Annotated in this window: 21 protein-coding genes; 3 read left to right on the top strand and 18 right to left on the bottom strand. The window is 71.6% G+C overall.

The window, feature by feature from the left end:
- Nucleotides 1-3: 3 nt before the first annotated feature.
- The 13 genes from K4B79_RS00960 to K4B79_RS01020 all read right to left on the bottom strand — a co-directional run bounded on the left by K4B79_RS00960 (nt 4) and on the right by K4B79_RS01020 (nt 16,332).
- Nucleotides 4-852: a TatD family hydrolase gene (locus K4B79_RS00960; protein ID WP_232024210.1), complete on the bottom strand. Its 849-nt coding sequence runs from the start codon at nt 850-852 to the stop codon at nt 4-6.
- Entirely contained in the window at nt 852-1,571 is a 720-nt protein-coding gene (locus tag K4B79_RS00965; protein ID WP_232024211.1) for an EboA domain-containing protein, read from the bottom strand. The genes K4B79_RS00960 and K4B79_RS00965 overlap by 1 nt, the downstream gene beginning before the upstream one ends.
- Complete coding sequence (locus tag K4B79_RS00970) at nt 1,568-2,521, bottom strand: sugar phosphate isomerase/epimerase family protein (protein WP_232024212.1); 954 nt, start codon at nt 2,519-2,521, stop codon at nt 1,568-1,570. Before K4B79_RS00970 ends, K4B79_RS00965 begins: the two co-directional genes overlap by 4 nt.
- Entirely contained in the window at nt 2,518-3,513 is a 996-nt protein-coding gene (locus K4B79_RS00975; RefSeq protein WP_232024213.1) for an SCO3242 family prenyltransferase, read from the bottom strand. Before K4B79_RS00975 ends, K4B79_RS00970 begins: the two co-directional genes overlap by 4 nt.
- A complete protein-coding gene (locus K4B79_RS00980; protein WP_232024214.1) occupies nt 3,510-4,838 on the bottom strand; it encodes an inositol-3-phosphate synthase in 1,329 nt (442 codons plus the stop codon). Before K4B79_RS00980 ends, K4B79_RS00975 begins: the two co-directional genes overlap by 4 nt.
- 149 nt (nt 4,839-4,987) lie before the next feature.
- A complete protein-coding gene (locus K4B79_RS00985) occupies nt 4,988-6,349 on the bottom strand; it encodes a ThuA domain-containing protein (protein WP_232024215.1) in 1,362 nt (453 codons plus the stop codon).
- Between the two features lie 15 nt (nt 6,350-6,364).
- Nucleotides 6,365-8,869, bottom strand: coding sequence for a PQQ-dependent sugar dehydrogenase (locus K4B79_RS00990; protein WP_232024216.1), 2,505 nt, complete (start codon nt 8,867-8,869; stop codon nt 6,365-6,367).
- A gap of 139 nt (nt 8,870-9,008) precedes the next feature.
- Nucleotides 9,009-10,007 (bottom strand): sugar phosphate isomerase/epimerase family protein, encoded by a 999-nt coding sequence (locus K4B79_RS00995; protein WP_232024217.1) that lies wholly within the window; start codon nt 10,005-10,007, stop codon nt 9,009-9,011.
- Between the two features lie 52 nt (nt 10,008-10,059).
- Entirely contained in the window at nt 10,060-11,268 is a 1,209-nt protein-coding gene (locus tag K4B79_RS01000; protein ID WP_232024218.1) for a Gfo/Idh/MocA family protein, read from the bottom strand.
- Between the two features lie 83 nt (nt 11,269-11,351).
- Nucleotides 11,352-12,413, bottom strand: a complete 1,062-nt coding sequence (locus K4B79_RS01005) for a substrate-binding domain-containing protein (protein ID WP_232024219.1) — start codon at nt 12,411-12,413, stop codon at nt 11,352-11,354.
- Between the two features lie 17 nt (nt 12,414-12,430).
- Complete coding sequence (locus K4B79_RS01010; protein ID WP_232024220.1) at nt 12,431-13,450, bottom strand: ABC transporter permease; 1,020 nt, start codon at nt 13,448-13,450, stop codon at nt 12,431-12,433.
- The gene (locus K4B79_RS01015; RefSeq protein ID WP_232024221.1) at nt 13,447-14,967 is read right to left on the bottom strand and encodes a sugar ABC transporter ATP-binding protein; all 1,521 of its coding nucleotides are present in this window, start codon (nt 14,965-14,967) and stop codon (nt 13,447-13,449) included. The genes K4B79_RS01010 and K4B79_RS01015 overlap by 4 nt, the downstream gene beginning before the upstream one ends.
- A 183-nt stretch (nt 14,968-15,150) precedes the next feature.
- On the bottom strand, nt 15,151-16,332 hold the full coding sequence (locus K4B79_RS01020; RefSeq protein WP_232024222.1) for an ROK family transcriptional regulator: 1,182 nt from the start codon (nt 16,330-16,332) through the stop codon (nt 15,151-15,153).
- Between the two features lie 227 nt (nt 16,333-16,559).
- On the opposite strand from K4B79_RS01020, the gene K4B79_RS01025 reads away from it, so the two are divergent.
- Complete coding sequence (locus K4B79_RS01025; RefSeq protein WP_232024223.1) at nt 16,560-17,387, top strand: NAD(P)H-binding protein; 828 nt, start codon at nt 16,560-16,562, stop codon at nt 17,385-17,387.
- 28 nt (nt 17,388-17,415) lie between these two features.
- Here K4B79_RS01025 and K4B79_RS01030 read toward each other — a convergent pair whose 3' ends face one another.
- The 5 genes from K4B79_RS01030 to K4B79_RS01045 form a co-directional block, all read right to left on the bottom strand.
- On the bottom strand, nt 17,416-18,093 hold the full coding sequence (locus tag K4B79_RS01030) for a GntR family transcriptional regulator (protein WP_232024224.1): 678 nt from the start codon (nt 18,091-18,093) through the stop codon (nt 17,416-17,418).
- A 178-nt stretch (nt 18,094-18,271) separates the two neighbouring features.
- Nucleotides 18,272-19,219, bottom strand: a complete 948-nt coding sequence (locus K4B79_RS01035) for a beta-ketoacyl-ACP synthase III (RefSeq protein WP_232024225.1) — start codon at nt 19,217-19,219, stop codon at nt 18,272-18,274.
- A gap of 151 nt (nt 19,220-19,370) precedes the next feature.
- Complete coding sequence (locus tag K4B79_RS47660) at nt 19,371-19,505, bottom strand: MFS transporter small subunit (RefSeq protein WP_269462956.1); 135 nt, start codon at nt 19,503-19,505, stop codon at nt 19,371-19,373.
- The gene (locus K4B79_RS01040) at nt 19,474-20,841 is read right to left on the bottom strand and encodes an OFA family MFS transporter (protein WP_232024226.1); all 1,368 of its coding nucleotides are present in this window, start codon (nt 20,839-20,841) and stop codon (nt 19,474-19,476) included. The genes K4B79_RS47660 and K4B79_RS01040 overlap by 32 nt, the downstream gene beginning before the upstream one ends.
- 190 nt (nt 20,842-21,031) lie before the next feature.
- Nucleotides 21,032-21,337 carry an MMPL family transporter gene (locus K4B79_RS01045; protein ID WP_374208412.1) on the bottom strand — a complete coding sequence of 102 codons (306 nt, stop codon included), beginning with the start codon at nt 21,335-21,337 and terminating at the stop codon, nt 21,032-21,034.
- 265 nt (nt 21,338-21,602) lie between these two features.
- Between K4B79_RS01045 and K4B79_RS01050 the strand changes: the two genes are divergently transcribed.
- Nucleotides 21,603-22,574: a 2-dehydropantoate 2-reductase gene (locus tag K4B79_RS01050; RefSeq protein WP_232024227.1), complete on the top strand. Its 972-nt coding sequence runs from the start codon at nt 21,603-21,605 to the stop codon at nt 22,572-22,574.
- Complete coding sequence (locus K4B79_RS01055; RefSeq protein ID WP_232024228.1) at nt 22,571-24,496, top strand: molybdopterin oxidoreductase family protein; 1,926 nt, start codon at nt 22,571-22,573, stop codon at nt 24,494-24,496. Before K4B79_RS01050 ends, K4B79_RS01055 begins: the two co-directional genes overlap by 4 nt.
- Nucleotides 24,497-24,500: the final 4 nt, after the last annotated feature.

Here is a 24,500-nt window from a genome sequence, read left to right on the forward strand (position 1 = left end):
GCCCTACTCGCCCCCACGCAGGATCGAGTTGCCCTCGTGGGTGCCGGCGGTGTCGGCGACGGTCAGGTCGAGGCGGCCGCTGAGCGAATAGAAGGCGACCGGGTTGCGCCAGAGCACCAGGTCCACGGTGTCCTCGTCGAAGCCCGCCGCCAGCATGGCGTCCGCGACCCGGCGGGTCTTGAGCGGATCGCTTCTGCCCCAGTCCGCCGCCGAGTTGACCAGGACCTTCTCCGGGCCGTGGATCTCCAGGAGGGCGACCATCCGCGCCTCGTCCATCTTGGTGTCCGGATAGACGGAGAAGCCAAGCCAGCAGCCGCTGTCCTTGGCCTCCTTGACGGTGGTCTCGTTGAGGTGGTCGACCAGGACGCGGTCCGCGGGCAGTGCGGACTCCCTCACGACGTCGAGGGTGCGGCGCAGGCCGGCGAGCTTGTCGCGGTGGGGGGTGTGCACCAGAGCGGGCAGTTCGTGGTCGGCGGCGAGCTGGAGTTGCGCGGCGAGGGCGGTGTCCTCGGCGGGGGTCATCGAGTCGTAGCCGATCTCGCCGACGGCCACGACCTGGTCCTTGACGAGATACCGGGGCAGCTCGTCGAGGACGGGCAGGCACCGCGGGTCGTTCGCCTCCTTGGGGTTCAGGGCGAGCGTGCAGTGGTGGGCGATGCCGTACTGGGCGGCGCGGAACGGCTCCCAGCCCAGGAGGGAGTCGAAGTAGTCGAGGAAGGAGGCGGGAGAGGTGCGGGGCTGACCGAGCCAGAAGGACGGCTCGACGACCGCGCGGACGCCGGCGGCGTACATGGCCTCGTAGTCGTCGGTGGTGCGCGACGTCATGTGGATGTGGGGGTCGAAGAGGCGCATCAGGACTCCTTGCCGTCGAAACCGTCAGAGCCGTCGAAGGAGCGGGTGCCGTGCCCGGCGGATGCCGGGTCCGTGGTGGTGGCCAGGGTCAGAACCCGGTGCAGGTCGTCGGGGACGGGGCGGCCCGCGGCGGTGCGTTCGGAGGCGTAGTCGCCGAGCATGCGGGCGAGTTCCTCGTCGGCGTGGGCGCGGCGGTCCAGGTCGCTGACCTCGTCCACGGGCACGCCGGTGAACAGGCACTTCAGGACGGCGTGGCGCCAGAGGTGGGGGGCCAGGTGCCGGGCGGTGTACGGGCCGACGGCGGCGGCCAGGAGCCGGGTGTCGTTGGTGCGCAGGGCGTCCTCGACGAGCGGGAGCGCGTCCGGTCCGGGCACCAGGTGGGGCAGGGCGTGCAGGACGGCACGGCGTTCGGCGGCGGTGCCCTGGGCGTAGACGCGGCTCAGGGCGTCGGTGTCGGCACGGGCCGCGTGCAGGATCAGGACGCGGACGGCGTCGGCGTGCTCGGGGCCGCAGCGGCGTCCGGCCTCGGCGAGGCGCAGCTCCCACACGGCGATCGGGCCGCGCGTGCCGGGGTTCGCGGCGGCCTCGTCGAGGGCCTGGTCGAGCCAGGCTCGGGCGCCGTCGCCCAGGCGGGAGCGGAGGTGGCGGTGCAGGTCGGCCGGCGGGGTGCGGGCGGGGATGGTGCCCTGGGGAGCCGGGGTGGCGCCGGGGTGGGTCATGGGGTGCTCCCTTCTGGGGTGGCGGAGGGTTCGCCTGAGGGGGGCGCGTCGCGCAGCGGGGGCGGGTTCGGGGGCGCGGTGGTGGTCGCCGCCCGGTGGAGGAACGGGAGGGAGAGTTCGGCGAAGTGGGGTCCCGCGTGGGAGTGGCGGGGCAGTTCGACGACGGTCAGACCCTGGTAGCCGACGGCGGACAGGGCCGCGAGGACGGGTGGGAAGTCGATCTCCCCGTCTCCGAGAGGGAGGTGTTCGTGGACGCCCCGGCGCATGTCCTCGATCTGGACGTGGCGCAGCCAGGGGGCGGCGGCGCGTACGCAGTCGGCGGGCGGCAGGGGTTCGAGGCACTGGCAGTGGCCGATGTCGAGGGTCAGTCCGAGGTGCTCGGGGTCTCCGAGGGCGCGGCGCAGGCGGTGGAAGTCGGCGAGGGTGGCGAGGAGATGACCGGGTTCGGGTTCGACGGCCAGCGGGACGCCGGCGGTCGCGGCGCTCTCCAGCACGGGGGTGAGGGCCTCGGCGAGTCGCTTCCACGCGGTGTCCTCGTCCGTGCCGGCCGGCGTGATCCCGCTGAAGCAGTGCACGGCGTGGGCACCGAGGTCGGCGGCGACCCGCACGGCACGGACGAGCAGGTCGACGCGTCGGTCGCGGTCGTCCGGATCGGGGTCCAGCAGGGAGGGGCCGTGTTTGCGGCGCGGGTCGAGCACATAGCGGGCGCCGGTCTCCACGGTGACCTCCAGACCGAGGTCGCTCAGCCGGTGCGCGAGGCGGCCGGTGCGGGCGGGGAGATCCGGGGCCAGCGGGTCGAGGTGCATGTGGTCGAGGGTCAGGCCGACGCCGTCGTAGCCGAGGTCGGCGAGGAGCGCGAGGGCGTCGTCGAGACGGAGGTCGGCGAGGCCGTTGGTGCCGTAGCCGAAACGGAGGGGGGTGGGAGCGGGGGCTGGGGCCTTGTCGCTCATGTGACGCTCACCTTCTTCGCGAACCGCGCTGCGAGCGGGGACAGGGCGGCGGTGAGCAGGGCGGCCACCGGGGCGCCGGAGCGGGCGGAGAGGGCGCACTGGAGGGGGATCATGGCGCGGATTCCGGCGCCGACGGCCCGTTGGGTGAGCGGGGGTGAGGGATTGAGGGTGGCGTGGAAGTAGGGGCGGGCGACGGTGCTCGCGTAGGCGGCGGTGAGGACGGCGGCGACAGCCGGGCTCGTCGACCTTCCCGGCGTCCCCGGAGTGCCCGGAGTGCCCAGGCTCCCCTGGCTTCCCTGGCCTTCCTGGCTCCCCTGGCTTCTCGGTGGGTGGGTCAGCAGGCCGGACAGGGCGGCCGTCGTGGTCAGCGCGGAGAGGGCGGCGAGGGGTGAACCGCCTTGGGTTTCCCGGCGGGAGACGGTCGTGACCGCGAAGGTGTGCGCGCCGAGTACGGCGGCGGACGGGAGGGCGGGGCGGATACCGCTGGTCGCGGTGGCCGCCGCGCCGAGGAGGAGGTCGAGTCCGCGGGCCGCCGCCATGGCCGCGGGGCCTGCCGCGGTGTGCTTCAGGGACAGGTCGTACGCCCAGACGGTCGCCGCCAGGGGGACCGCGACAGTGAGGGCGGGGCGACCCGCGCAGGCCGCCAGGGACAGACCGGCGCCGGTGAAGGCGCAGGCCGCCGCGAGGGCCGCGGTGGGATGGACACGGCCGGACGGGAGGGGGCGGTGCGGGCGTTCGACGGCGTCCTCGACACGGTCGGCCCAGTCGTTGAGGGCCATTCCGGCCTCGTACAGGCACAGGGAGGAGCCGATGGCGAGCAGAGTGCGGCGGTTCGCCCGCCCGGAGGTGGCGGCAGCTCCGGCGAGGGCGTCGCCGGGGACGGTGAACAGGGCGGGCAGGCGCAGCAGTTCGGCCCAGGCCCGCGCCCTGCCGGTACGGCCGGGGAGACCCGCCTCCGGTCGCCCCTCTCCCGCGGGCCGTCGGCGGCTCATCGCCGCTCCTCCGAGAGCACGTCCGTCCCACGTCCCGGGCCCCCACCGTCCCCTGGCTCCGAAGCCGCCCCGACCCCAGCATCCGAGTCCTCGACCACCGAGCCCCCCACACCTCCCGCACCCGAGTCCTCGACCACCGAATCCCCCACACCTCCCGCACCCGAGTCCTCAACAGCCGAATCCCCCACACCTCCCGGCCGATCGCCCGCCCCACCCCGCAACCGCCCCGCGAACCCCACCAGGGCCGTGTACTGCTCCCCCAGTGCCGCGGGCGCCTCCCCCACCGGGTCCTTGAAGTAGAAGCCCAGCTCGGACAGCGGGCCGGACAGGCCCTTCTCGTGAGCGCGCGCGACCAGGCGGGCGAGGTCCAGGACGAGGGGGGCGGCGAGGGCGGAGTCGCAGCCCTGCCAGGTCGTCTGGAGGATCATGCGGGCGCCGAGGAAGCCGTCGAAGGCGATGTGGTCCCAGGCGGTCTTCCAGTCGCCGAGGGCGGGGACGTCGTCGATGTGGACCTCGCCCTCGGGGACGGTGCCGAGGGTGTCGGCGAGGACGCGTTCCTTGCCGGCGTTCTTGGCGGCCGCGGCGGCCGGGTCGGCCAGGGCGGCACCGTCGCCGCCGCCCAGCAGGTTTGTCCCGGACCAGGCGCGGACGGCGAGGGCCCGTTGGGTGAACATCGGGCCCAGGACCGAGCGCAGCAGCGTCTGGCCCGTCTTGCCGTCGCGCCCCGCGTACGGCAGACCACAGGCCGCCGCCGGAGCGGCGAGCGCGGGGTGGTGCAGTCCGGTGGAGGGGGTGAAGTTGACGTACGGGCATCCTGCGCGGAGGGCCGCCGCCGCGTACAGGGAACTCGGCGGCAGGGCCGCACCGTCCGGCGCGGGCTCGGTGGAGGCCACGTTCACGACGACCGCTCGGGCCAGCCCGTGCCGTCGTACGAAGTCGCGCATGTCCGCGGCGAAGCCGGTGATCAGCTCCTCCTCGTCCCGGGTGTCGCCGGGGAGCGGGCCGCCCGGTCTGATCTCGCGGTCGGCGGCGGCCAGTTCGGCCGCGACGGCCGACGGGAGGCCGACGGGCAGGACACCTCCGGCGGCGAGTGCCTCGGCGCGTTTGGGCAGCGGGCAGTCCACGGTGTCGTGGCCGCCGAAGACGAGTGAGGCCAGGGCGGGCAGGCCGCTGTCGGCGAACGCGGGGGTCTCGGTGACCAGGCCGGTCGGTGGCTGCAGGCCGGCGGTGACGGCGGCGCAGCCCGCGACGACCGTGGTGGCGACGGAGCCACGGGCCCCGATCAGCCAGACACCGACACGCGCTGGGGAAACGGACGCGGACATGAGCAGCCTCCTTCACGAACACGGTCGAGCGCGGTCGCGTGCGGTCGAGCGTGGTGGACGCGGCGTACGAACCCCGCGGGCCGCGCGCGGCGAGGCCCGGAGGGGAGAAGGCGGCGGGCGGGGGTCCGGCGTCCCCCGCCCGCCGCCGCTCAGCCGCCCTGCGAAGCCACAGCCGTGGTGGCCTTCGCGGGCAGTTCCTTGATGCGGATGTCACGGAAGGACACCCGGTCGTCGGCTCCGTGGTTCTGGATGCCGATGTGGCCGTCCCGCAGCGAGCGGGCCGGGTCGGTGTTGGTGAAATCGTTGATCTTCACGCCGTTGAGATAGACGCGGAGCCGTTCGCCCTCCACGCGGATCTCGTAGGTGTTCCACTCCCCCGGCGGGTTCAGCGCACGGTCGCGCTGCTTCAGGTCGGCGGAGCGGAAGCCGTAGACGGACCCGGTGGTCTTCTCCGGGACGTCGGTGGCGTCGATCTGGATCTCGTAGCCGTTGTTCACGGCCGACCACGGGTCGTCCGAGGGCGGGAAGCCCACGAACACACCGGAGTTGTCGTCACCGGAGGCGCCGGCCATCTTCCAGTCGAGCTTCAGGGAGTACGACGAGAAGCCCGAGTCGGCGTACCAGAGCATCCCCATTCCGCCGGAGGAGGTGAGGGTGCCGTCGTCGGCCAGGTCGAACGTCCCGGGGCCCGCCTGGCGCCAGCCGTCCAGGGAGCCGCCGTCGAAGAGGGCGCGGTAGCCGTTCTCCGGGCGGCAGTCGGCCTGTGCCTCGCCGACGGCCCAGCGGATGCCGCCCAGCAGGTGCTGCCGGAACGCCGGTTCCGCGAAGGACTCCTTGGTGTGGCCGCCCCCGGTGTAGAAGGCGCGGCCGCCCTGGTAGTTCTGGCACCAGGCGATCGGATGGTCGCCGTTCATGGTGCCGCCGGTGTACGACGACTCGTCGAGCGAGGCGAGGACATGGGCGCGTTCCCGGGGATTGGAGCGGTAGTTGTACCACTCGTCGGTACGCTCCCAGGCCCGCGGGAGTGCCGAGGTCGCCGGGTGGGCGTGGTCCTCGACCTCCACCGTCGCCGGCTGGATCGCCGGGTGGGACTGGAAGTAGGCGCCGGCGAGACCGCCGTAGAACTCCCAGTCGTACTCGGTGTCGGCGGCGGCGTGGATGCCGACGTAGGCGCCGCCGCGGTGGATGTAGCCCTCGAACGCCCGCTGTTGGGCGGGGTTCAGGACGTCTCCCGTGGTGGAGAGGAAGACGACCGCGTCGTACCGCCGCAGGTTGCGGTCGGTGAACGCGCCCGCGTCCTCGGTGGCGTCGACCGTGTAGCCCTCGGTCTCACCGAGTTGCCTGACCGTGGCCACGCCCTCGGGGATCGAGTCGTGCCGGAAGCCGGCCGTCTTGGAGAAGACCAGCACCCGTGCGGAGTCGCCCGGTTGCGAGGCGGCGGGTTCGGAGACGCAGCCGAGGAGCAGGGCCGCGCCCACGGCCGCCGTGCCCAGTCGTCCGGTTGAGCGCATCACGCGTACCTCCTCTCAGCTCGTGGTGAAGGTGAAGTCGTCCACGTCGTACAGGGCGCCGGTGCCGCTGCCCTTGAAGACGAGGAACAGGGTGGTGGTGCCCCGGGGTGCGCGGGACAGATCGGCGCTGACGTCCTGGAAGGTCTCCCAGCCGCCGGTCACGGGCACGATGGCCTTGCCGAGCAGGGTGCCCTTGGCGGATCCGGCGCGGACCTCCAGGGTGCCGCCGGCACCGGCCGAGGAGACGCGCGCGGTGATCGACTCGGCGTTGCTCAGGACGTACGGCGTGAAGGAGATCCAGTCGCCGTTGTTGATGTCGCCGACCGTCTTGCCGCCGTGCGCGCCGGCCTTGGTGATGACCGTGACGCCGGAGGAGTCGCCGAAGTGCTCGGCCTGGCGGTGCCTGGGCTGGACGACGTTCTGGTCGTGGGTGGTCAGCGCGGCCTGGCCGCCGCCTCCGTTGTCGGTGTACTCGGCGTCGAACACGCCGAAGATGTTGGCGTCGTCGTCGTGGCCGCCGTCGGCGCTGGTCTGGATGGTGCCGGTGCAGCCGTTGGCGGAGGTGACCGGGTGGCCGTGGCTGTCGTGGCCGAGGACGAAGGTGACCTTGACCTTGGAGCAGTCGATCCTGCGGTCCTCGGGGTCGGTGACCCTCACCTTGAACGGCACGGCGTCCCCGAAGCTGAACAGCTGGCCGTCACGGGGGAGTTCGAGGGTCACCTTGGGCGCGGTGTTGCCCACCACGACCTGCACGCTCGCGCTGCCGGTGCGGCCGGAGGGGTCCTTGGCGGTCAGTGTCGCCGTGTAGGTGCCGTTCTTGCGGTACGTGTGGGTCGGGTTGGCCGCGGTCGAGGTGCCGCCGTCGCCGAAGGTCCAACTGTAGGTGAGGGCGTCGCCGTCCTGGTCGGTGGTGCCGGCGGAGGAGAAGCCCACCCTGAGCGGGGCCTGTCCGGAGGTGCGGTTGGCGGTGGCCTGGGCGACCGGGGAGTGGCCGTCGGTGGCGTTCTCGATGCGGTAGAGGGCGGAGTGCTCGTCGCCGCCGAACCAGGAGACGCCGTAGTCGAGGACGTAGAGCGCGCCGTCCGGGCCGAAGGCCATGTCCATGACCTGGGTGCCGGTCCACGGGATGTCGTTGATGGACTCCACGGTGCCGTTCGCGTCGCTGGAGATGCGCTTGATCCAGCGGCGGCCGAACTCACCGGCGAAGAAGTCGCCGTCGTAGGCCTCGGGGAACTTCACGGGCGAGTCGAGCGCGGGGTCGTAGTGGTAGACCGGGCCGCCCATCGGGGACTCGGAGCCGTCGCCGAACTCGGGCACGGAGGCGCCGTCGTAGGGGATCCAGGCGGTCTGGGCCGGAGGCAGGTCGGTGAGGCCGGTGTTGTTGGGCGAGGTGTTCTTCGGGGCGGCGCAGTCGAAGGCGGCTCCCGAGGCGCCGGTGGCGAAGTCGTAGTCGACGTAGGCGTCGTTGTCGCCGGTGCAGTACGGCCAGCCGAAGTTGCCGGGGCCGGTCATCCGGGCGAACTCGACCTGGCCGGCCGGTCCGCGCGCCGGGTCGGCGGCGCCGGCGTCCGGGCCGTACTCGCCGACGTAGAGGATGCCGGTGGCCTTGTCGACGCTGAAGCGGAACGGGTTGCGCAGGCCCATCGCGTAGATCTCGGGCCGGGTCTTGTCCGTGCCGGGCGCGAAGAGGTTGCCGTCGGGGACGGTGTACGAGCCGTCGGCGTTCACCTTGATGCGCAGGATCTTGCCGCGCAGGTCGTTGGTGTTGCCGGCCGAACGCTGGGCGTCGAAGGCGGGGTTGCGGTTGGACCGCTCGTCGATGGGCGTGAAGCCGTCGGACTGGAAGGGGTTGGAGTCGTCGCCCGTCGACAGGTACAGGTTGCCCGCCGCGTCGAAGTCGATGTCGCCGCCGACGTGGCAGCAGATGCCGCGCGAGGCCGGGACGTCGAGGATCTTCTTCTCGCTGGCGTTGTCGAGGGTGCCGTCGGCCTTCAGGACGAACCGGGAGAGCCGGTTGACGCCGTCGAAGGGCGCGAAGTCGGCGGCGGTGCCGGTCTCGGGGGCGTCGCCCGCGGGGGTGTTCAGCGGGGGCGCGTAGTAGAGGTAGATGAACCGGTTGGTGGTGAAGTCCGGGTCGACGCCGATGCCCTGGAGGCCCTCTTCGTCGTGGCTGTAGACGTCCAGCTTGCCCGCGAGCTTGGTGGTGCCGGCCGCGTCGGTGAGGCGGAGTTCGCCGTCGCGCGAGGTGTGCAGGACCGAGCGGTCCGGGAGGACGGCGAGCGACATGGGCTCGCCGACCTCCGGTTCGCCCTTGGCGAGGGTGACCTGCTGGAAGTCCTCGGCGGCCGCCGCGGCCGCTCCCTCGTCGGCGACGGCTGCGCCGGCCTGGGGAGCGGTGAGGGTAAGGGACGCGCCCGCCAGCAGCAGGCCGCTGATCAGGGCCGCCGCTCTGCGCCACGGGGCGCGTCGTCTGTGGGTCTCGATTCTGTCGGTGCCGGTGGTGCGGTCTTTCCCGTGCACGGGTGCCTCCAGAAAGGGGCTGGTTGTACGGGCGGGTGCGAACGCCGGGATGCGCCGTCATCCCGGAGCGGTCGAAAGGACTCAGGTGCCGGAGTCGTGGAGAGAGGTCAGGTGCCGAAGTCGTGGACAGAGCGCGGGCTCAGTTGCCGAAGGCCGCGTCGAAGGAGGCCGTCGGAGGCTCGAAGTCGTACTTCTTGAGGCTCTTGAGTGCCTCGGGCGCGCCCTGGAGCCGGTCCATGCCGGCGTCCTCCCACTCCACGGAGATCGGGCCCTGGTAGTCGATGGAGCGCAGCATCCGGAAGACGTCCTCCCAGGGGACGTCGCCGTGGCCCGCGGAGACGAAGTCCCAGCCGCGGCGCGGGTCGCCCCACGGCAGGTGGGAGCCGAGGCGGCCGTTGCGGCCGTCGAGCCGCTTGCGGGCCTCCTTGCAGTCGACGTGGTAGATCCGGTCGCGGAAGTCCCACAGGAAGCCGACCGGGTCGAGGTCCTGCCACACGAAGTGCGAGGGGTCGAAGTTCAGCCCGAACGCGGGCCGGTGGCCGACGGCCTCCAGGGCGCGCTGGGTGGTCCAGTAGTCGTAGGCGATCTCGCTGGGGTGGACCTCGTGGGCGAACCGCACGCCCTCGGCGTCGAAGACGTCCAGGATCGGGTTCCAGCGCTCGGCGAAGTCCTCGTAGCCGCGGTCGATCATCGACTCGGGAGCGGGCGGGAACATGGCGACCAGGTGCCAGATGGCGGAGCCGGTGAAGCCGATGACGGTGTCGACGCCGAGGGCGGCCGCGGCGCGCGCGGTGTCCGCGATCTCGGTGGCGGCCCGTCGCCGTACGCCCTCCGCCTCGCCGTCGCCCCAGATGCGGGCCGGCAGGATCGCCTGGTGGCGTTCGTCGATGATGGCGTCGCAGACGGCCTGGCCCACCAGGTGGTTGGAGATCGCCCAGCACTTCAGGCCGTACTTGTCGAGGAGTTGCTTCCTGGAGTCGATGTAGCTGGAGTCGGCCAGGGCCTTGTCGACCTCGAAGTGGTCTCCCCAGCAGGCGAGTTCGAGTCCGTCGTAGCCGAAGTCGCGGGCGAGGCGGCAGACCTCTTCGAGCGGGAGGTCGGCCCACTGGCCGGTGAAGAGCGTGAACTGGCGGGGCATGTCTGCGAAACCCTTCTCAGACGGCTATGGGTGTTCAGACGGCTATGAGTGTTCAGACGGCTATGGGTGTGTAGACGGAGTTCTTCTCGGCGCTCTCCTCCACCGCGGCGAGCACCCGCTGCACCTGGAGCCCGTCGGCGAAGGAGGGGCGGGGCGGGCGGCCCTCGGCGATCGCGTGCACCAGGTCGCGGGCCTGGTGGACGAAGGTGTGCTCGTAGCCGAGGCCGTGGCCCGGCGGCCACCAGGCGTCGAGGTAGGGGTGGTCCGGCTCGGTGACCAGGATGCGGCGGAAGCCGGCCCGCGCCGCGGGTTCGGTGCCGTCGTGGTAGGCGAGTTCGTTCAGGCGCTCCAGGTCGAAGGCCAACGAGCCGAGCTCGCCGTTGAGTTCGATGCGCAGGGCGTTCTTGCGGCCGGTGGCGAAGCGGGTGGCCTCGAAGGAGGCGAGGGCGCCGGAGGCGAAGCGGCCGGTGAACACGGCGGCGTCGTCCACGGTGACCTGGCCGGTGCCGGCGGACTCCACGGAGGACAGGCCGCTGCTGGCGCCGACGGGCAGCGGGCGCTCGCGTACGAAGGTCTCGGTGAGCGCGGAGACGCCGGCCAGCGGCTCGCCCGCCAGGTACTGGGCGAGGTCGACGATGTGGGCGCCGAGGTCGCCGAGCGCGCCCGATCCGGCGGCTTCCTTGCGCAGCCGCCAGGTCAGCGGGAACCCGGGGTCCACCAGCCAGTCCTGGAGGTACGACACCCTGACGTGCCGCAGGGTGCCGAGGCGGCCGTCGGCGACCATGGAGCGGGCCAGCGCGGTGGCGGGCACCCGGCGGTAGTTGAAGCCGACCATCGCCAACTGACCGCGCCCGTACGCCACTTCGGCCGCCGCGGTCATCGCCTCGGCCTCCTCGACGGTGTTGGCGAGGGGCTTCTCGCACAGCACGTGCTTGCCCGCGGCCAGGGCGGCGAGGGCGATCTCGGCGTGGCTGTCGCCGGGGGTGCAGATGTCGACCAGGTCGACGTCGTCCCGTGCGATCAGGGCCCGCCAGTCGGTCTCGGCGGCCGCCCAGCCGTGCCGGTCGGCCGCCGCGCGCACGGCCGCCGCGTCCCGCCCGCAGATCGCGGAGAGCACCGGGCGGCGGGGCAGGTCGAAGACACGGCCCGCGGTGCGCCAGCCCTGGGAGTGGGCGGCGCCCATGAAGGCGTAGCCGACCATCCCGACGCGCAGCGGTGGCTTGCCGGCCTCCGGTGCTGCTGACTGCTGCGGCTGTTCCATGCAGATGTCCTCCTCGTCGTTCGTGGCGCGGTGGGGGGTGGGGCCCGGCCCGAAGGACCGCCGTGGTCCGTCGGGCGGGCGCGTCACTTGAAGCCGGTGGACATGTACTGGTCGACGTTGGTCTTGTCGACGACGGCCGAGTAGAGCGTGATGGACGCCGGGATCTCGTACTCGGCCATGCCGCCGATGCCCTTGGCCTGGCCGAGGGCGCGGGCCAGGTCGATGGCGGAGGCGGCCATGGTCGGCGGGTACAGGACGGTGGCCTTCAGCACTCCGTTGTCCTGCTTGATGGCCTGGAACGCGGAGAGCGCGCCCGCGCCGCCGACCATCAGGAAGTCGTCGCGGCCGGCCTGCTCGATGGCGCGCATCGCGCCTACGCCCTGGTCGTCGTCGTGGTTCCACAGGGCGTCGAAGTTCGACTGGGCCTGCAGGAGCTGGGCCATCTTGGCCTGTCCCGACTCGACCGTGAACTCGGCGGCCTGGCGGGCCACTTTGCGGATGTTGGGGTAGTTCTTCAGGGCGTCGTCGAAGCCCTGGGTGCGCTGCCGGGTGAGTTCCAGGTTGTCGATACCGGCGAGTTCGATGACGCGGGCGCCCGACTTCCCCTTGAGCTTCTCGCCGATGTAGTGGCCGGCGTTGAGGCCCATGCCGTAGTTGTCGCCGCCGATCCAGCAGCGGTACGCCTGCGGGGTGTTGAAGATCCGGTCGAGGTTGATCACCGGGATGCCCGCGCGCATCGCCTTCAGTCCGACCTGGGTGAGGGCCTTGCCGTCGGCGGGCAGGACCACCAGGACGTCGACCTTCTTGTTGATGAGGGTCTCGATCTGGCCGATCTGCGCGGCGGTGTCGTTGGAGCCCTCGGTGATCTCCAGGGTGACGTCGGAGTACTTCTTCGCACGGTTCTTGGCGTTGTCGTTGATGGCGTTGAGCCAGCCGTGGTCGGCCTGCGGGCCGGCGAAGCCGATGGTGACCTCCTTGCCCGGCTGGTCGTCGGCGGCGGGCTGGTTGCTCGCTGCCTGCTCGTCCTCCTTGGAGTCGTTGCTGGTGCACCCGGTGAGCAGGGCCCCGGCCGACACGGCGGCGGACCCGAGGAGCAGCCCTCTGCGGCTGGTGAAGCGGCTCGTGAAATCGGTCGGCTCTGGCATGGCGGTGAACCCTTTCCTCAGGTCGTGCTCGCGGTACGGCGCTGGACCAGCACGGCGGCGACGATGATCGCGCCCTTGGCGATCTGCTGGACGTCGCTCTGCAGGTTGTTCAGGGCGAAGATGTTGGTGATCGTGGTGAAGATCAGGACGCCGAGCACGGAGCCGGTGATGGTGCCGCGGCCCCCGCTGAGCAGGGTGCCGCCGATGATCGCGGCGGCGATGGCGTCGAGTTCGTAGAGGTTGCCGTTGGTGTTCTGACCGGAGCCGGACAGGATGATCAGCAGGAAGGCGGCGATGCCGCAGCACAGTCCGGACAGCAGGTACAGGTAGAGGCGTTGGCGGCGGACGTCGATACCGGCCAGCCGGGCCGCCTCCGCGTTGCCGCCGACGGCGACCGTGCGGCGCCCGAAGGTGGTGCGGTTCAGCACCAGCCAGCCGATGATCGTCACGACCGCGAACACCATGACCAGCGGCGGGACGCCGAGCACATAGGCGTCGCGTTCGCCCAGGTCGAGGATCGAGGAGACGGAGACGATCTGCGTCTGGCCGTCGGTGATCTGCAGGGCGAGGCCGCGGGCCGAGGCCAACATGGCGAGCGTGGCGATGAACGGGACCATTCCGCCGTACGCGATGAGCAGTCCGTTGACCAGGCCGCAGCCGACGCCCACGAGCACCGCGGTGAAGAGGATGCCCGCGAAGCCGTACTCCTGGGTGGCGACGGTGGTGGCCCAGACGGAGGCGAGGGCGACGATCGCGCCGACGGAGAGGTCGATGCCCCCGGAGGTGATGACGAAGGTCATCCCGACGGTGACGACACCGATCACCGAGGCCTGGGTGAGGACGAGTTGGAGGTTGCGGGTGTCGAGGAACTCGTCGGGCTTGGTGACGCCGCCGATGAGGATCAGGACGGCGAGGACGCCGAGGAGGGAGAGGGTGCGCACGTCGGCGCGGAAGACGAGGGCGCGCCAGGCCGGGGGTTCGTTGGCCGACGGCATCTTGTCGGCGCTGTCCCGGGGCGGGGAGACGGGCTGCGTCATGACGCGGGGCTTCCTTCCATGACGAGGTCGAGTACACGGTGTTCGTCCAGCTCGTGGGCGGGCGCCGTGTGGACGACACGGCCCTCGCGCAGCACCAGGACACGGTCGGCGAGGCCGAGCACCTCGGGGACCTCGCTGGAGACCAGCAGCACGCCGAGGCCCTCGTTCGCGAGGCGGCGGACGACCGCGTACAGCTCGGCGCGGGCGCCGACGTCGACGCCCCGGGTCGGTTCGTCGAGCAGCAGGACCCGGCAGCCGCGCAGCAGCCAGCGGGCCAGGACGGCTTTTTGCTGGTTGCCGCCGGACAGGGTGCGCACGGGCACGTCCGGGTTGTCGGGCCTCAGGGACAGCTCACGGGTCGCGGCCCGGGCGGCCCCGTGTTCGGCGCCCCGGTCGATCCAACCGGCGCGCGCGAAGCGGGACATGGAGGAGACCGAGACGTTGCGGGTGACGGACTCCAGCATCAGCAGGGCCTGGGCCTTGCGCTCCTCGGGGGCGAGCCCGAGTCCGGCGCGGACCGCGGCACGCACGCTTCCGGGCTTCAACGCCTTGCCGTCCACGACGACCTGACCGGTCGTCGGTTTGCGGGCGCCGTAGATCGTCTCCAGGATCTCGGAGCGTCCCGAGCCGACGAGTCCGGCCAGGCCGACGATCTCCCCGGGGCGCACGGTCAGGTCGAAGGGCTCGAACTCGCCCTCCCGCGCCAGCCCCCGGATCTCCAGCAGCGGGGTGCCGTCCACCGCGTCGGCCGGCGGCCGCTCGGGGAAGACGTACTCGACGTTGCGGCCCGTCATCAGGGCGACGACCTCGCGCGTCGGTGTCGACTTCGCGGGCAGTCCGACGGCGACGGCCCGGCCGTCCTTCAGGACGGTCACCCGGTCGCCGATACGGCGGATCTCCTCCAGCCGGTGGGAGATGTAGACGACGGCGACGCCCTCGGCGGTCAGGTCGCCGACGATCCGGAAGAGGTTGTCGACCTCGTCCGGGTCGAGCGCGGCGGACGGTTCGTCCATCACGATCAGCCGGACGTCGTGCGAGAGCGCCCGTGCCATCGACACGATCTGCTGCTGCGCGGCCGACAACTCCCCCACCAGCCGGGCGGGATCGATCTCCGGATGCCCGAGTCGCTTGAGCAGCGCGGCGGTCGACGCCTTCGCCGCCTTGGCGCGCACGACGAAGCCGGCCGTCGTGGGTTCGTGGCCCAGGTGGACGTTCTCGGCGACGGACAGGTGCTCCACCAGGTCGAGTTCCTGGTAGATGGTGGCGATGCCCAGGCGCATGGCGGCGATCGGCGAGCGCAGGGTGACGTCCTCGCCGCGCCAGCGGATGGTGCCGGTGTCGGGCTGGTGGGCGCCGGCCAGGACCTTGATGAGCGTGGACTTGCCGGCCCCGTTCTGGCCGAGCAGGCAGTGCACCTCGCCGGCCTGGACGTCGAGGTCGACGCCGTCGAGGGCCCGGACACCGGGGAACGACTTGGTGATGCCGGACATGCTGAGCAGCGGTGATTCTGGTGCCATGTGCGGGTCCCCCTGGCTGGCGTACGGGCCGGAATCAGGGCAGGGCGAAGCAGCGGGATGTGCTGGCGTGCCGTGGATGGAGCCGTGCGGTGAAGCGGCCGTCCGAGGACGTGCCTACGCGGGTGAGAAGACGGTGCCTGTGCGGGTGAGCAGCGGTGCGCCTGTGCGAGTGAGAAGCGGTGTCTACGCGGGTGAGAACAGGTGGTCGCTGATGAGGCGGGCCGCGCCGATGACTCCGGCGGTGGGGCCCAACTCCCCCAGCACGATGGGCAGGTTGCCCGTCGCGAGGGGCAGCGACTGACGGTAGACCTGGGTGCGGATCGCGGCGAGCAGGGTGTGGCCGAGGCCGGTCACCCCGCCGCCGATCACCACCAGGCCCGGGTTGAAGAAGGAGACCAGGCCGGCGATGACCTGGCCGGTGCGGTTGCCGCCCTCCCTGATGAGGTCGAGCGAGGTGGCGTCACCCGCGGCGGCCGCGGCGGCGACGTCGACGGCGCTGAGCGCGCCGTTCGTCTCCAGCCGGGTCGCGAGTTCGGCCGACAGTCCCTGGTGCGCGGCGTCCGTGGCGTCCCGGGCCAGGGCCGCGCCGCTGAAGTGGGCTTCCAGACAGCCCCGGTTGCCGCAGGCACACGGTCGTCCGTCGGGCACGGCCTGGATGTGCCCGATGTCGCCCGCGCTGCCCGTCGTCCCGCGGTGGACCTCACCGCCGGCGACGATCCCGCAGCCGATACCGGTGCCGATCTTGACGCAGAGGAAGTCGCCCACGGAGCGTGCCACGCCCGCGTGCATCTCCCCCATCGCCATCAGGTTCACGTCGTTGTCGACCATGACCGGGCAGCCGAGTTCCTGGCTGAGCGCCTCCCGCACGGGGAAGCCGTCCCAGCCCGGCATGATCGGCGGAGCCACTGGTACACCCTCGGGGAAGCGGACGGGTCCCGGGACGCCGATGCCGGCGCCGTCGAATCCCTCCGCGAGCCCCGAGGCCCTCAACTTCGCGGCCATGGACAGGACTTGCTCGAAGACCGCGACCGGGCCCTCGCGGACGTCCATGGGCTGGTTGAGGTGGCCGAGGATCTCCAGTTCGGCGTTGGTGACGGCGACGTCGACCGAGGTCGCGCCGATGTCGACGCCGAGGAACCGCAGTGCCGGGGCGAGCCGGATGTTGTGGGAGCGGCGGCCACCGCGCGAGGCGGCGAGTCCGTCGGCCACGACGAGGCCCGTCTCCAGCAGCCGGTCCACCTCCACGGCCAGTTTGGACCGCGAGAGGTCGACCTGATCGCCCAGCTGTGCGCGGGAGTTGGGGCCTCCGTCGCGCAACAGCTTCAGCAGTCGGGCCTGGTGGGCGTTCGCGGGTCGTGCCGTCATACGTCTCACAAGCCCCTCCCCGCCTCGATCGGCCGCCTGCTGTCCGGCTTTCGAGGGGAACGTAGCAGCGGCTGTCGAGACTGGGAAGAAGCTGTGCAGAGATTGCTGCCAACTTTCTCCACTCACAGGACAAAGACACTCCTTGCCCTGGTGTCCCCCGCGTTCACGCCGCAGGATGGGCAGCGCACCCGGACGGGCGGCGGCCGGGGCGGGGAGAGGGGGACCGGGTGTTCCTTGTGACGGGTGCCACCGGCAACGTGGGCGCCGAACTCGTGCGCGGGCTGGCGGAGATCGGCAAGCCGGTGCGGGCGCTGAGCAGGTCGGGCCGCGCGGACGGACTGCCGCCGGGGGTGGCGGCCGTGGCGGGCGACCTGAACGAGCCCGGGACGGTACGGCCCGCGCTGGACGGCGTGGAGGCCCTGTTCCTGATGCCCGGGTACGGCGGCCAACGGCAGGTCCTGGCGGACGCGCGGGCCGCGGGCGTGCGGCGGGTGGTGCTGCTGTCCGGGCTGTCGGCGCGGACCGGCGACACCGGCAACGCCGTGGCCGGCTATCTCATCGACGCGGAGGCCGCGGTCCGCGAGTCGGGGCTGGCGTGGACGGCCGTACGCCCGACGAGCTTCATGTCGAACGCGCTGCGGCTGGCGGACCAGATCCGCAAGGGCGACACGGTACGGGTGCCGTTCCCGGACGCGTCCACCGCCGACATCGACCCGTACGACATCGCACGGGTCGCACGGGCCGCGATGCTGTCGGACCAGTACCGGGGGCAGACCCTCGAAGTCTCGGGCCCCCAGGCGCTGTTGCCCGCCGACCGGGTACGGATCCTCGGCGAGGTACTGGGCCGGGACCTGGTCGCGGTCGGGCTCTCGCACGAGGAGACGCGCGCGGAGCTGGAGGCGGTCACTCCGAAGCCGTACGTCGACGCGTTCTTCGCCTTCTTCGTGGACGGCACCCTGGACGAGTCCGTGGTGCTGCCGACGGTCGAGGAGATCACCGGCCGCGCGCCGCGCACGTTCGCCCGGTGGGCACGGACGCACGCGGCGGAGTTCTGAGCCTCGACGGGCCGAACTCCCGTTCCGGCTAGCCCTGTTGACGGGCGTGGTACGAGCGGCGCGTGTGCTCGGTGTGCTCCCGCATGAGCTGGGTCGCGCGCTGCTCGTCACGGTCGGCGATGGCGGCGATCAGGGCCCGGTGCTCGATCCAGGACTGGTGGCCGCGCTGCCGGGCGATGGGCGTGTAGTACCAGCGGACCCGGCGGTCGACCTGCGCGGCCAGCTCGGCGAGCACGGCGTTGCCGGCGAGCTCCATGATCAGGGCGTGGAAACGGGCGTTCATCGCGACCGTGCCGTCCACGTCGGCGGCGGCGACGGCCTTCTCGCCCTCGGCGCACAGCTCCTCCAGCGCCTTGATCCCGGCGCTGTTCGCGTTCGCCGCGGCGAGCCGGGCCGCCTCGGCCTCCAGCAGCGTGCGTACGGTGAGGAGTTGGTCGGCCTCCTCCTCCGTCGGCTCGTGCACGAACGCGCCCTGGGCGGGCCGCAGGTCGACCCAGCCCTCGGTGTTGAGCCGCTGAAGGGCCTCGCGCACCGGCTGCCGGGAGACCCCCAGATGCCCGGCGAGTTCGCTCTCGACGAGGTGCTGGCCGGGCTGAAGGGCACGCGTGGTGATGAGTTCGAGCAGCGCCTCGTAGACGCGGTCGCGCAGCGGACCGGGCCGTTCCAGTTTGGGCACAGCCCCCTGCGGCAGTCCTGTCGACAACATCGCGGTCCCCCTCCTCGGCGGGCCGTGCACAGCGACCGTGAGCCGGTGCCAGCGGACACCAGTATCGATTGTCTTTCGTCTACAGTCTACGGCGCACAGATGCCAGGGAAACGCCGGGTCGGCCTCGTCACACCGGGCCGCCGCACCCCTTCACGTCCCCCTCCCCGCCCCGCCGCCCTCAGGGGCAGCGGACGACCTGTCCGGCGTACGACAGGTTCCCGCCGAAGCCGAACAGCAGCACCGGGTCCCCGCTGGAGATCTCGCCGCGCTCGACCAGCTTGGAGAAGGCCATCGGGATGCTCGCGGCCGAGGTGTTCCCGGACTCGGTGACATCGCGGGCGACCACGGCGTTCACGGCGCCGATCTTCTCGGCGAGGGGCTCGATGATCCGCAGGTTCGCCTGGTGCAGGACGACCGCGGCGAGGTCGGCGGGGGTGAGCCCGGCCCGCTCGCAGGCCTTGCGGGCGAAGGGCGGCAGCTGGGTGGTGGCCCAGCGGTAGACGCTCTGCCCCTCCTGCGCGAACCGCGCCGGCTGCCCCTCGATCCGTACCGCGTTGCCCATCTCGGGCACCGATCCCCACAGCACGGGCCCGATGCCGGGTTCCTCGTCCGGCCCGCAGGCCTCCACGACGGCGGCCCCCGCTCCGTCGCCGACGAGCACACAGGTGGTCCGGTCGGTCCAGTCCGTCACCTCGGACATCTTGTCGGCGCCGATGACCAGGGCACGGGTCGCGGCGCCCGCGCGAACGGTGTGGTCCGCGGTGGCCAGGGCGTGGGTGAACCCCGCGCACACCACGTTGAGGTCCATCACGGCGGGCGAGGGGATGCCGAGCCGGGCGGCGACCCGGGCGGCCATGTTCGGGGAGCGGTCGACGGCGGTGGAGGTGGCGACCAGGACCAGGTCGATGTCGCCGGGCGTGAGGCCGGCCGCCGCGAGCGCCTTGGCGGCGGCGTGCCCGGCGAGCTCGTCGACCGGCTCGTCGGGGCCGGCGATACGGCGGGTGCGGATGCCGACCCTGCTGGTGATCCACTCGTCACTGGTGTCGACCATGCCCGCCAGGTCCTTGTTGGTCAGTACCCTGGCGGGCTGGTAGTGGCCGATGGCGGCGATGCGCGAGCCGGTCATGGGTGGGTCCCCCTCGTCGTACTTCAGGTAGCGGGATCCACCAGTCTGATCAGTGACTCGCGGGTACGACGGCAAGTGATGCCACAGGAATCGGGCGCCCCGGTTGTCAGCTTCCGTCAGACCCTCGGGCACCCGAACACCTACCGAACAGTTACCCGGTGAACAGCTGGGTGGCCTTCTGTACGAGCTCGTACACCCCGTAGACGAGCGGCACGCCCACCCACACCCAGGCGAAGGCGATCAGTCCGCGCCGGTCAGGCGGACTCTGGCTGCTGTCGCTGGACATCGGCACTCTCCTTCTCGCTCGGTGTGGCGCTGTTGCCCGAGGCGGCGCTCGGCGCGGGGATGTGATGGCGGGCGTCGACGGGCCGGACGAGTTCGTTGGCGACGAAGCCGACGCCGAGCAGCCCGATCATGATGACGAAGGACAGACCGTACAGGGCCGCGCCGGACCGGCCCGCCTCCTCCTGCCGGTCGGCGATCCAGTTCACGATCAGCGGTCCGAGGACGCCGGCCGTGGACCAGGCGGTGAGCAGCCGCCCGTGGATCGCGCCGACCTGGTAGGTGCCGAAGAGGTCCTTCAGATAGGCGGGGATGGTGGCGAAGCCACCGCCGTAGAAGGACAGGATCACCAGCGCGCACAGGATGAACAGCGGCTTGGAGGAGTCGCCGAACAGGGCGATCAGCGCGTACATCACGGCGCCCACGCCCAGGTAGACGCGGTAGATGTTCTTGCGGCCGATCAGGTCGGAGGTGGACGACCAGCCGATCCGGCCGGCCATGTTGGCCGCGGACAGCAGGGCGACGAACCCGGCTGCGGCGGTGACCGACACCGGTGTCGAGGTGTCCTTGAAGAAGTCCGTGATCATCGGCGCGGCCTTCTCCAGGATGCCGATACCCGCGGTCACGTTCATGCAGAGCACGACCCACAGGCACCAGAACTGCGGGGTGCGCACGGCCTGGCGGGCCGACACCTGCGGGCCGGCGAGGATGCTGGGCGCCCCCTCGACCGGCTTCTCGGTGCGCGGCACCCGCACCAGCAGCACGCCCAGCGTCATGAAGACGGCGTACGTCAGACCGTGGACGAGGAACGCGAGCGCGATGCCGTCGTTGTCGCTGCCGAACGACTCCAGCATCTGCGCCGACCAGGGCGAGGCGATCAGCGCGCCGCCGCCGAAGCCCATGATGGCGATGCCGGTGGCCATGCCGGGCCGGTCCGGGAACCACTTGATCAGGGTGGAGACGGGTGAGATGTAGCCGATGCCGAGGCCTATGCCGCCCACGAAGCCGTAGCCGAGGACGATCAGCCAGTACTGCTCGGTGGCCGCGCCGAGCGCGGAGAGCAGGAAGCCGGAGGAGAAGCAGACCAGGGCCACGGTCATCGCCCAGCGCGGACCGTTGCGCTCGACGAGCGTGCCGCCGAACGCGGCGGACAGGCCGAGCATGACGATGCCGAGCTGGAACGGCAGCGCGCTCTGGGTGCCGCTGAGGCCGAGCGCCGATTCCAGCGGCGGCTTGAACACGGACCACGCGTACGCCTGGCCGATGGAGAGGTGGACCGAGAGAGCGGCCGGGGGGACAAGCCAGCGGCTCCATCCCGGCGGTGCGACTGGGGGACTCATGATCCCGAACGATAGGAATCGGCCAGGCAGTTGGGAAGCCGACCGGCCGTAACTCGTCGACCGTATGCGGTGAGCGGTATCCATGACGCGACAAACGGTCGCCGGGGCCGGACGAGCGGTCCCGGCGCGGGGCTCGGCCCAGGTCACCGGTGTGTGTTCCGGTGACCTGGGCCGAACGGTGCGGCGCGCGTCAGACCAGTTCCGCCGGACGCTCGCCCGGAGGCCTCTCCCGGCTCGGCGCGGCGGCCGGCAGGAGCGCGTCGGCGTCGTCCATGTCCGGGTGGATGTCCGGGAGGATCCGGTCCAGCGGTCCGGGCAGCCACCAGGCATGCCGCCCGAGCAGGCTCATCGCGGACGGTACGAGCACCATCCGCACCAGTGTGACGTCCAGGAGGACGGCCACCGACAGTCCGACGCCGAACAGCTTGGTCGAGGCGCTCGGGTCCAGTACGAACGCGCCGAACACACCGATCATGATCAGTGCCGCGCTCGTGATGACCCGGGCCGTCGGTCTGCCGGCCACCGGCAGCGAATCGCGCCGGGTGCTGGCCGTGTTGCTGTTCCTGCGCGCCTGACGCCGACGACGGCCTTCCCGGGGCGCTCGGCGCGCCCAGCGGCCGGACCAACCTGTTTCCCGGTTCCGTCAGGTGCTGCGCGAACCCTTGCTGCCCCAACCTCCATACTGTAGACAATATTCCGTCGACAGATTTCGACAGTGCGCCATCTCCGCGGTATCCCTCGACCGAACGGAGCTCCCTCGTATGAAAGTCGCAGTACTCGGCGCCGGAGCCATCGGCGCCTACGTCGGAGCCGCGCTGCATCGCGCCGGCGCCGACGTGTATCTCGTCGCCCGTGGACCGCATCTGGCGGCCATGAGGCAGCACGGCGTCCAGGTGCTCAGCCCGCGCGGCGACTTCACCGCGCGCGCCCACGCCACCGACGACCCGGCCGAGATCGGCCCGGTCGACTACGTCTTCCTCGGCCTGAAGGCCCACTCGTACGCGGCGTGCGGGCCGCTGATCGAGCCACTGCTGCACGACACCACGGCGGTCATCGCCGCCCAGAACGGCATTCCCTGGTGGTACTTCCACCGGCACGGCGGCCCGTACGACGGCCACCGCGTCGAGAGCGTGGATCCCGGCGGCGCGGTCAGTGCGGTGCTCGCGCCCGAACGGGCCATCGGCTGTGTGGTCTACGCGGCGACCGAGCTCGAAGGTCCGGGCGTCGTACGGCACTTGGAAGGCACCCGGTTCTCCGTCGGCGAGCCGGACCGGTCCCTGTCGCCCCGCTGTACGGCCTTCAGTGAGGCCATGCAGGCCGGCGGCCTGAAGTGCCCGGTCGAGCCCGATCTGCGCAACGACATCTGGCTCAAGCTGCTCGGCAACATCTCCTTCAACCCGATCAGCGCGCTGGCCCGCGCCACCATGCGGCAGATGTGCCTGCACGGCGGCACCCGCAAGGTCATCGAGATCATGATGACCGAGACCCTGGCCGTCGCCGAGGCCCTCGGCTGCGAGGTCGGCGTCTCCATCGAACGCCGGCTCGCCGGTGCCGAGCGGGTCGGCGACCACCGCACCTCCACGCTCCAGGACCTGGAGCGCGGCAAACCGCTGGAACTCGACGTGCTGCTCGCGGCCGTCGTCGAGCTGGCGGAGATCACCGGCGTGGACGTGCCCACCCTGCGCACCGTGCACGCCATCTCGGACCTGCTCGCGCTGAGGAGCGCCGCATGAGGAAACGCGACCGGACCCCGAAGACCTACACACGGCTCACCCACCCCCTCGTCCGCGACTCCCGTGACGAGCTCTTCCGGCAGGCCAGTTGGGAGGAGGCCCTGGACCGGGCGGCCCGGGGCCTGGAACGCAACCGCGGCGCCTTCGGGATGTTCTCCTGCGCCCGCGCCACCAACGAGATGAACTTCGTGGCGCAGAAGTTCGCCCGGGTCGTCATGGGCACCAACAACGTCGACTCCTGCAACCGGACCTGCCACGCCCCGAGCGTGGCGGGCCTGTCCGCCGCCTTCGGCTCGGGCGGCGGGACCTCCTCGTACGAGGAGATCGAGCACACGGACGTCATCGTGATGTGGGGCTCCAACGCCCGCTTCGCCCACCCGATCTTCTTCCAGCACGTGCTGCGGGGGATCCGGAACGGCGCCCGCATGTACGCCGTCGACCCGCGCCGCACGTCCACCGCCGAGTGGGCCGAGAGCTGGCTCGGTCTGAACGTCGGCACGGACATCCCGATGGCACACGCGATCGGCCGCGAGATCATCCACGCGGGGCTGGCGAACGAGACCTTCATCGAGCGGGCGACCAGCGGCTTCGAGGAGTACAGCAAGCTCGTCGAGCCGTGGACGCTCTCCCTCGCGGAGAAGGTGACGGGCGTACCGGCCGCCGCCATCAGGGAGTTGGCGCACGCCTACGCCCGCGCCGAGCGCGCCCAGCTGTGCTGGACCCTCGGCATCACCGAGCACCACAACGGCACCGACAACGTCCGGGCGCTCATCAACCTCTCGCTGCTGACCGGCCATGTCGGCCGTTACGGCGCCGGGTTGCAGCCCCTGCGCGGCCAGAACAACGTGCAGGGCGGCGGCGACATGGGGGCGATCCCCAACCGGCTGCCGGGCTTCCAGGACATCCTCGACCCCGACACCCGGCTGAAGTTCGAGTCGGCCTGGGACACCGTCATCCAGCCGCACTACGGGCTGAACCTGACGGAGATGTTCGAGGCGATGGAGGAGGGCTCGCTCAAGGCGGTCTACTGCATCGGCGAGAACCCGGCGCAGTCGGAGGCCGACAGCGAACAGGCGATACGCCGGATGCGGCAGCTCGACTTCCTGGTCGTGCAGGACATCTTCCTGACGAAAACGGCCGAGCTGGCGGACGTCGTGCTGCCCGCGACCGCGGGATGGGCCGAGACCGAGGGCACCACCACCAACAGCGAGCGGCGGGTCCAGCGGGTCCGCCGGGCGGTCGCCCCGCCCGGTGAGGCCCGCGAGGACATCGACATCATCTGCGAGCTGGCGGCCCGGCTCGGCCACGAGTGGAAGTACGCCGACTCCGAGGCGGTCTGGAACGAGCTGCGCGCGGTCTCGCCGGACCACTACGGGATGACGTACGAACGCCTGGAGGAGCACCAGGGCATCCAGTGGCCCTGCCCGGACACCGAGCGGCTCGAACCCACCTATCTGCACGGCCGGTTGTGGGAGCCCGACCCCGCCGACCGCGGCCGTCCGGCGCCCTTCGGGCTGGTCCAGCACGATCCGCCGGTCGACCTCACCGACGAGCGGTACCCGATCCGGCTGACCACCGGAAGGCGGCTGGACTCGTACAACACCGGTGTGCAGAGCGGGAGTTACGCCTCCCCGCTCAGGCGCGGCGAGTACATCGAGCTGTGCCCGGAGGACGCCGAGAAGTACGGGGTCGTGGTCGGCGAGGAGGTGCGGATCTCCTCGCGGCGCGGGGCGGTCGTCGCGCCGGTGTGGGTCGACACCGCCCTCAGGCCCGGCCTGGCCTTCATGACCATGCACTTTCCCGACGAGGTGGACACCAACCAGCTGACGATCGAGGCGAACTGCCCGATCGCGGGGACGGCGGAGTTCAAGGCGTCGGCGATCCGGATCGAGAAGCTCCCGGTTGCGACCATCGTGAGGTGACGTA

It is taken from the genome of Streptomyces lincolnensis, from assembly GCF_021173675.1.
In the GTDB taxonomy this organism is placed as follows: domain Bacteria; phylum Actinomycetota; class Actinomycetes; order Streptomycetales; family Streptomycetaceae; genus Streptomyces; species Streptomyces lincolnensis_B.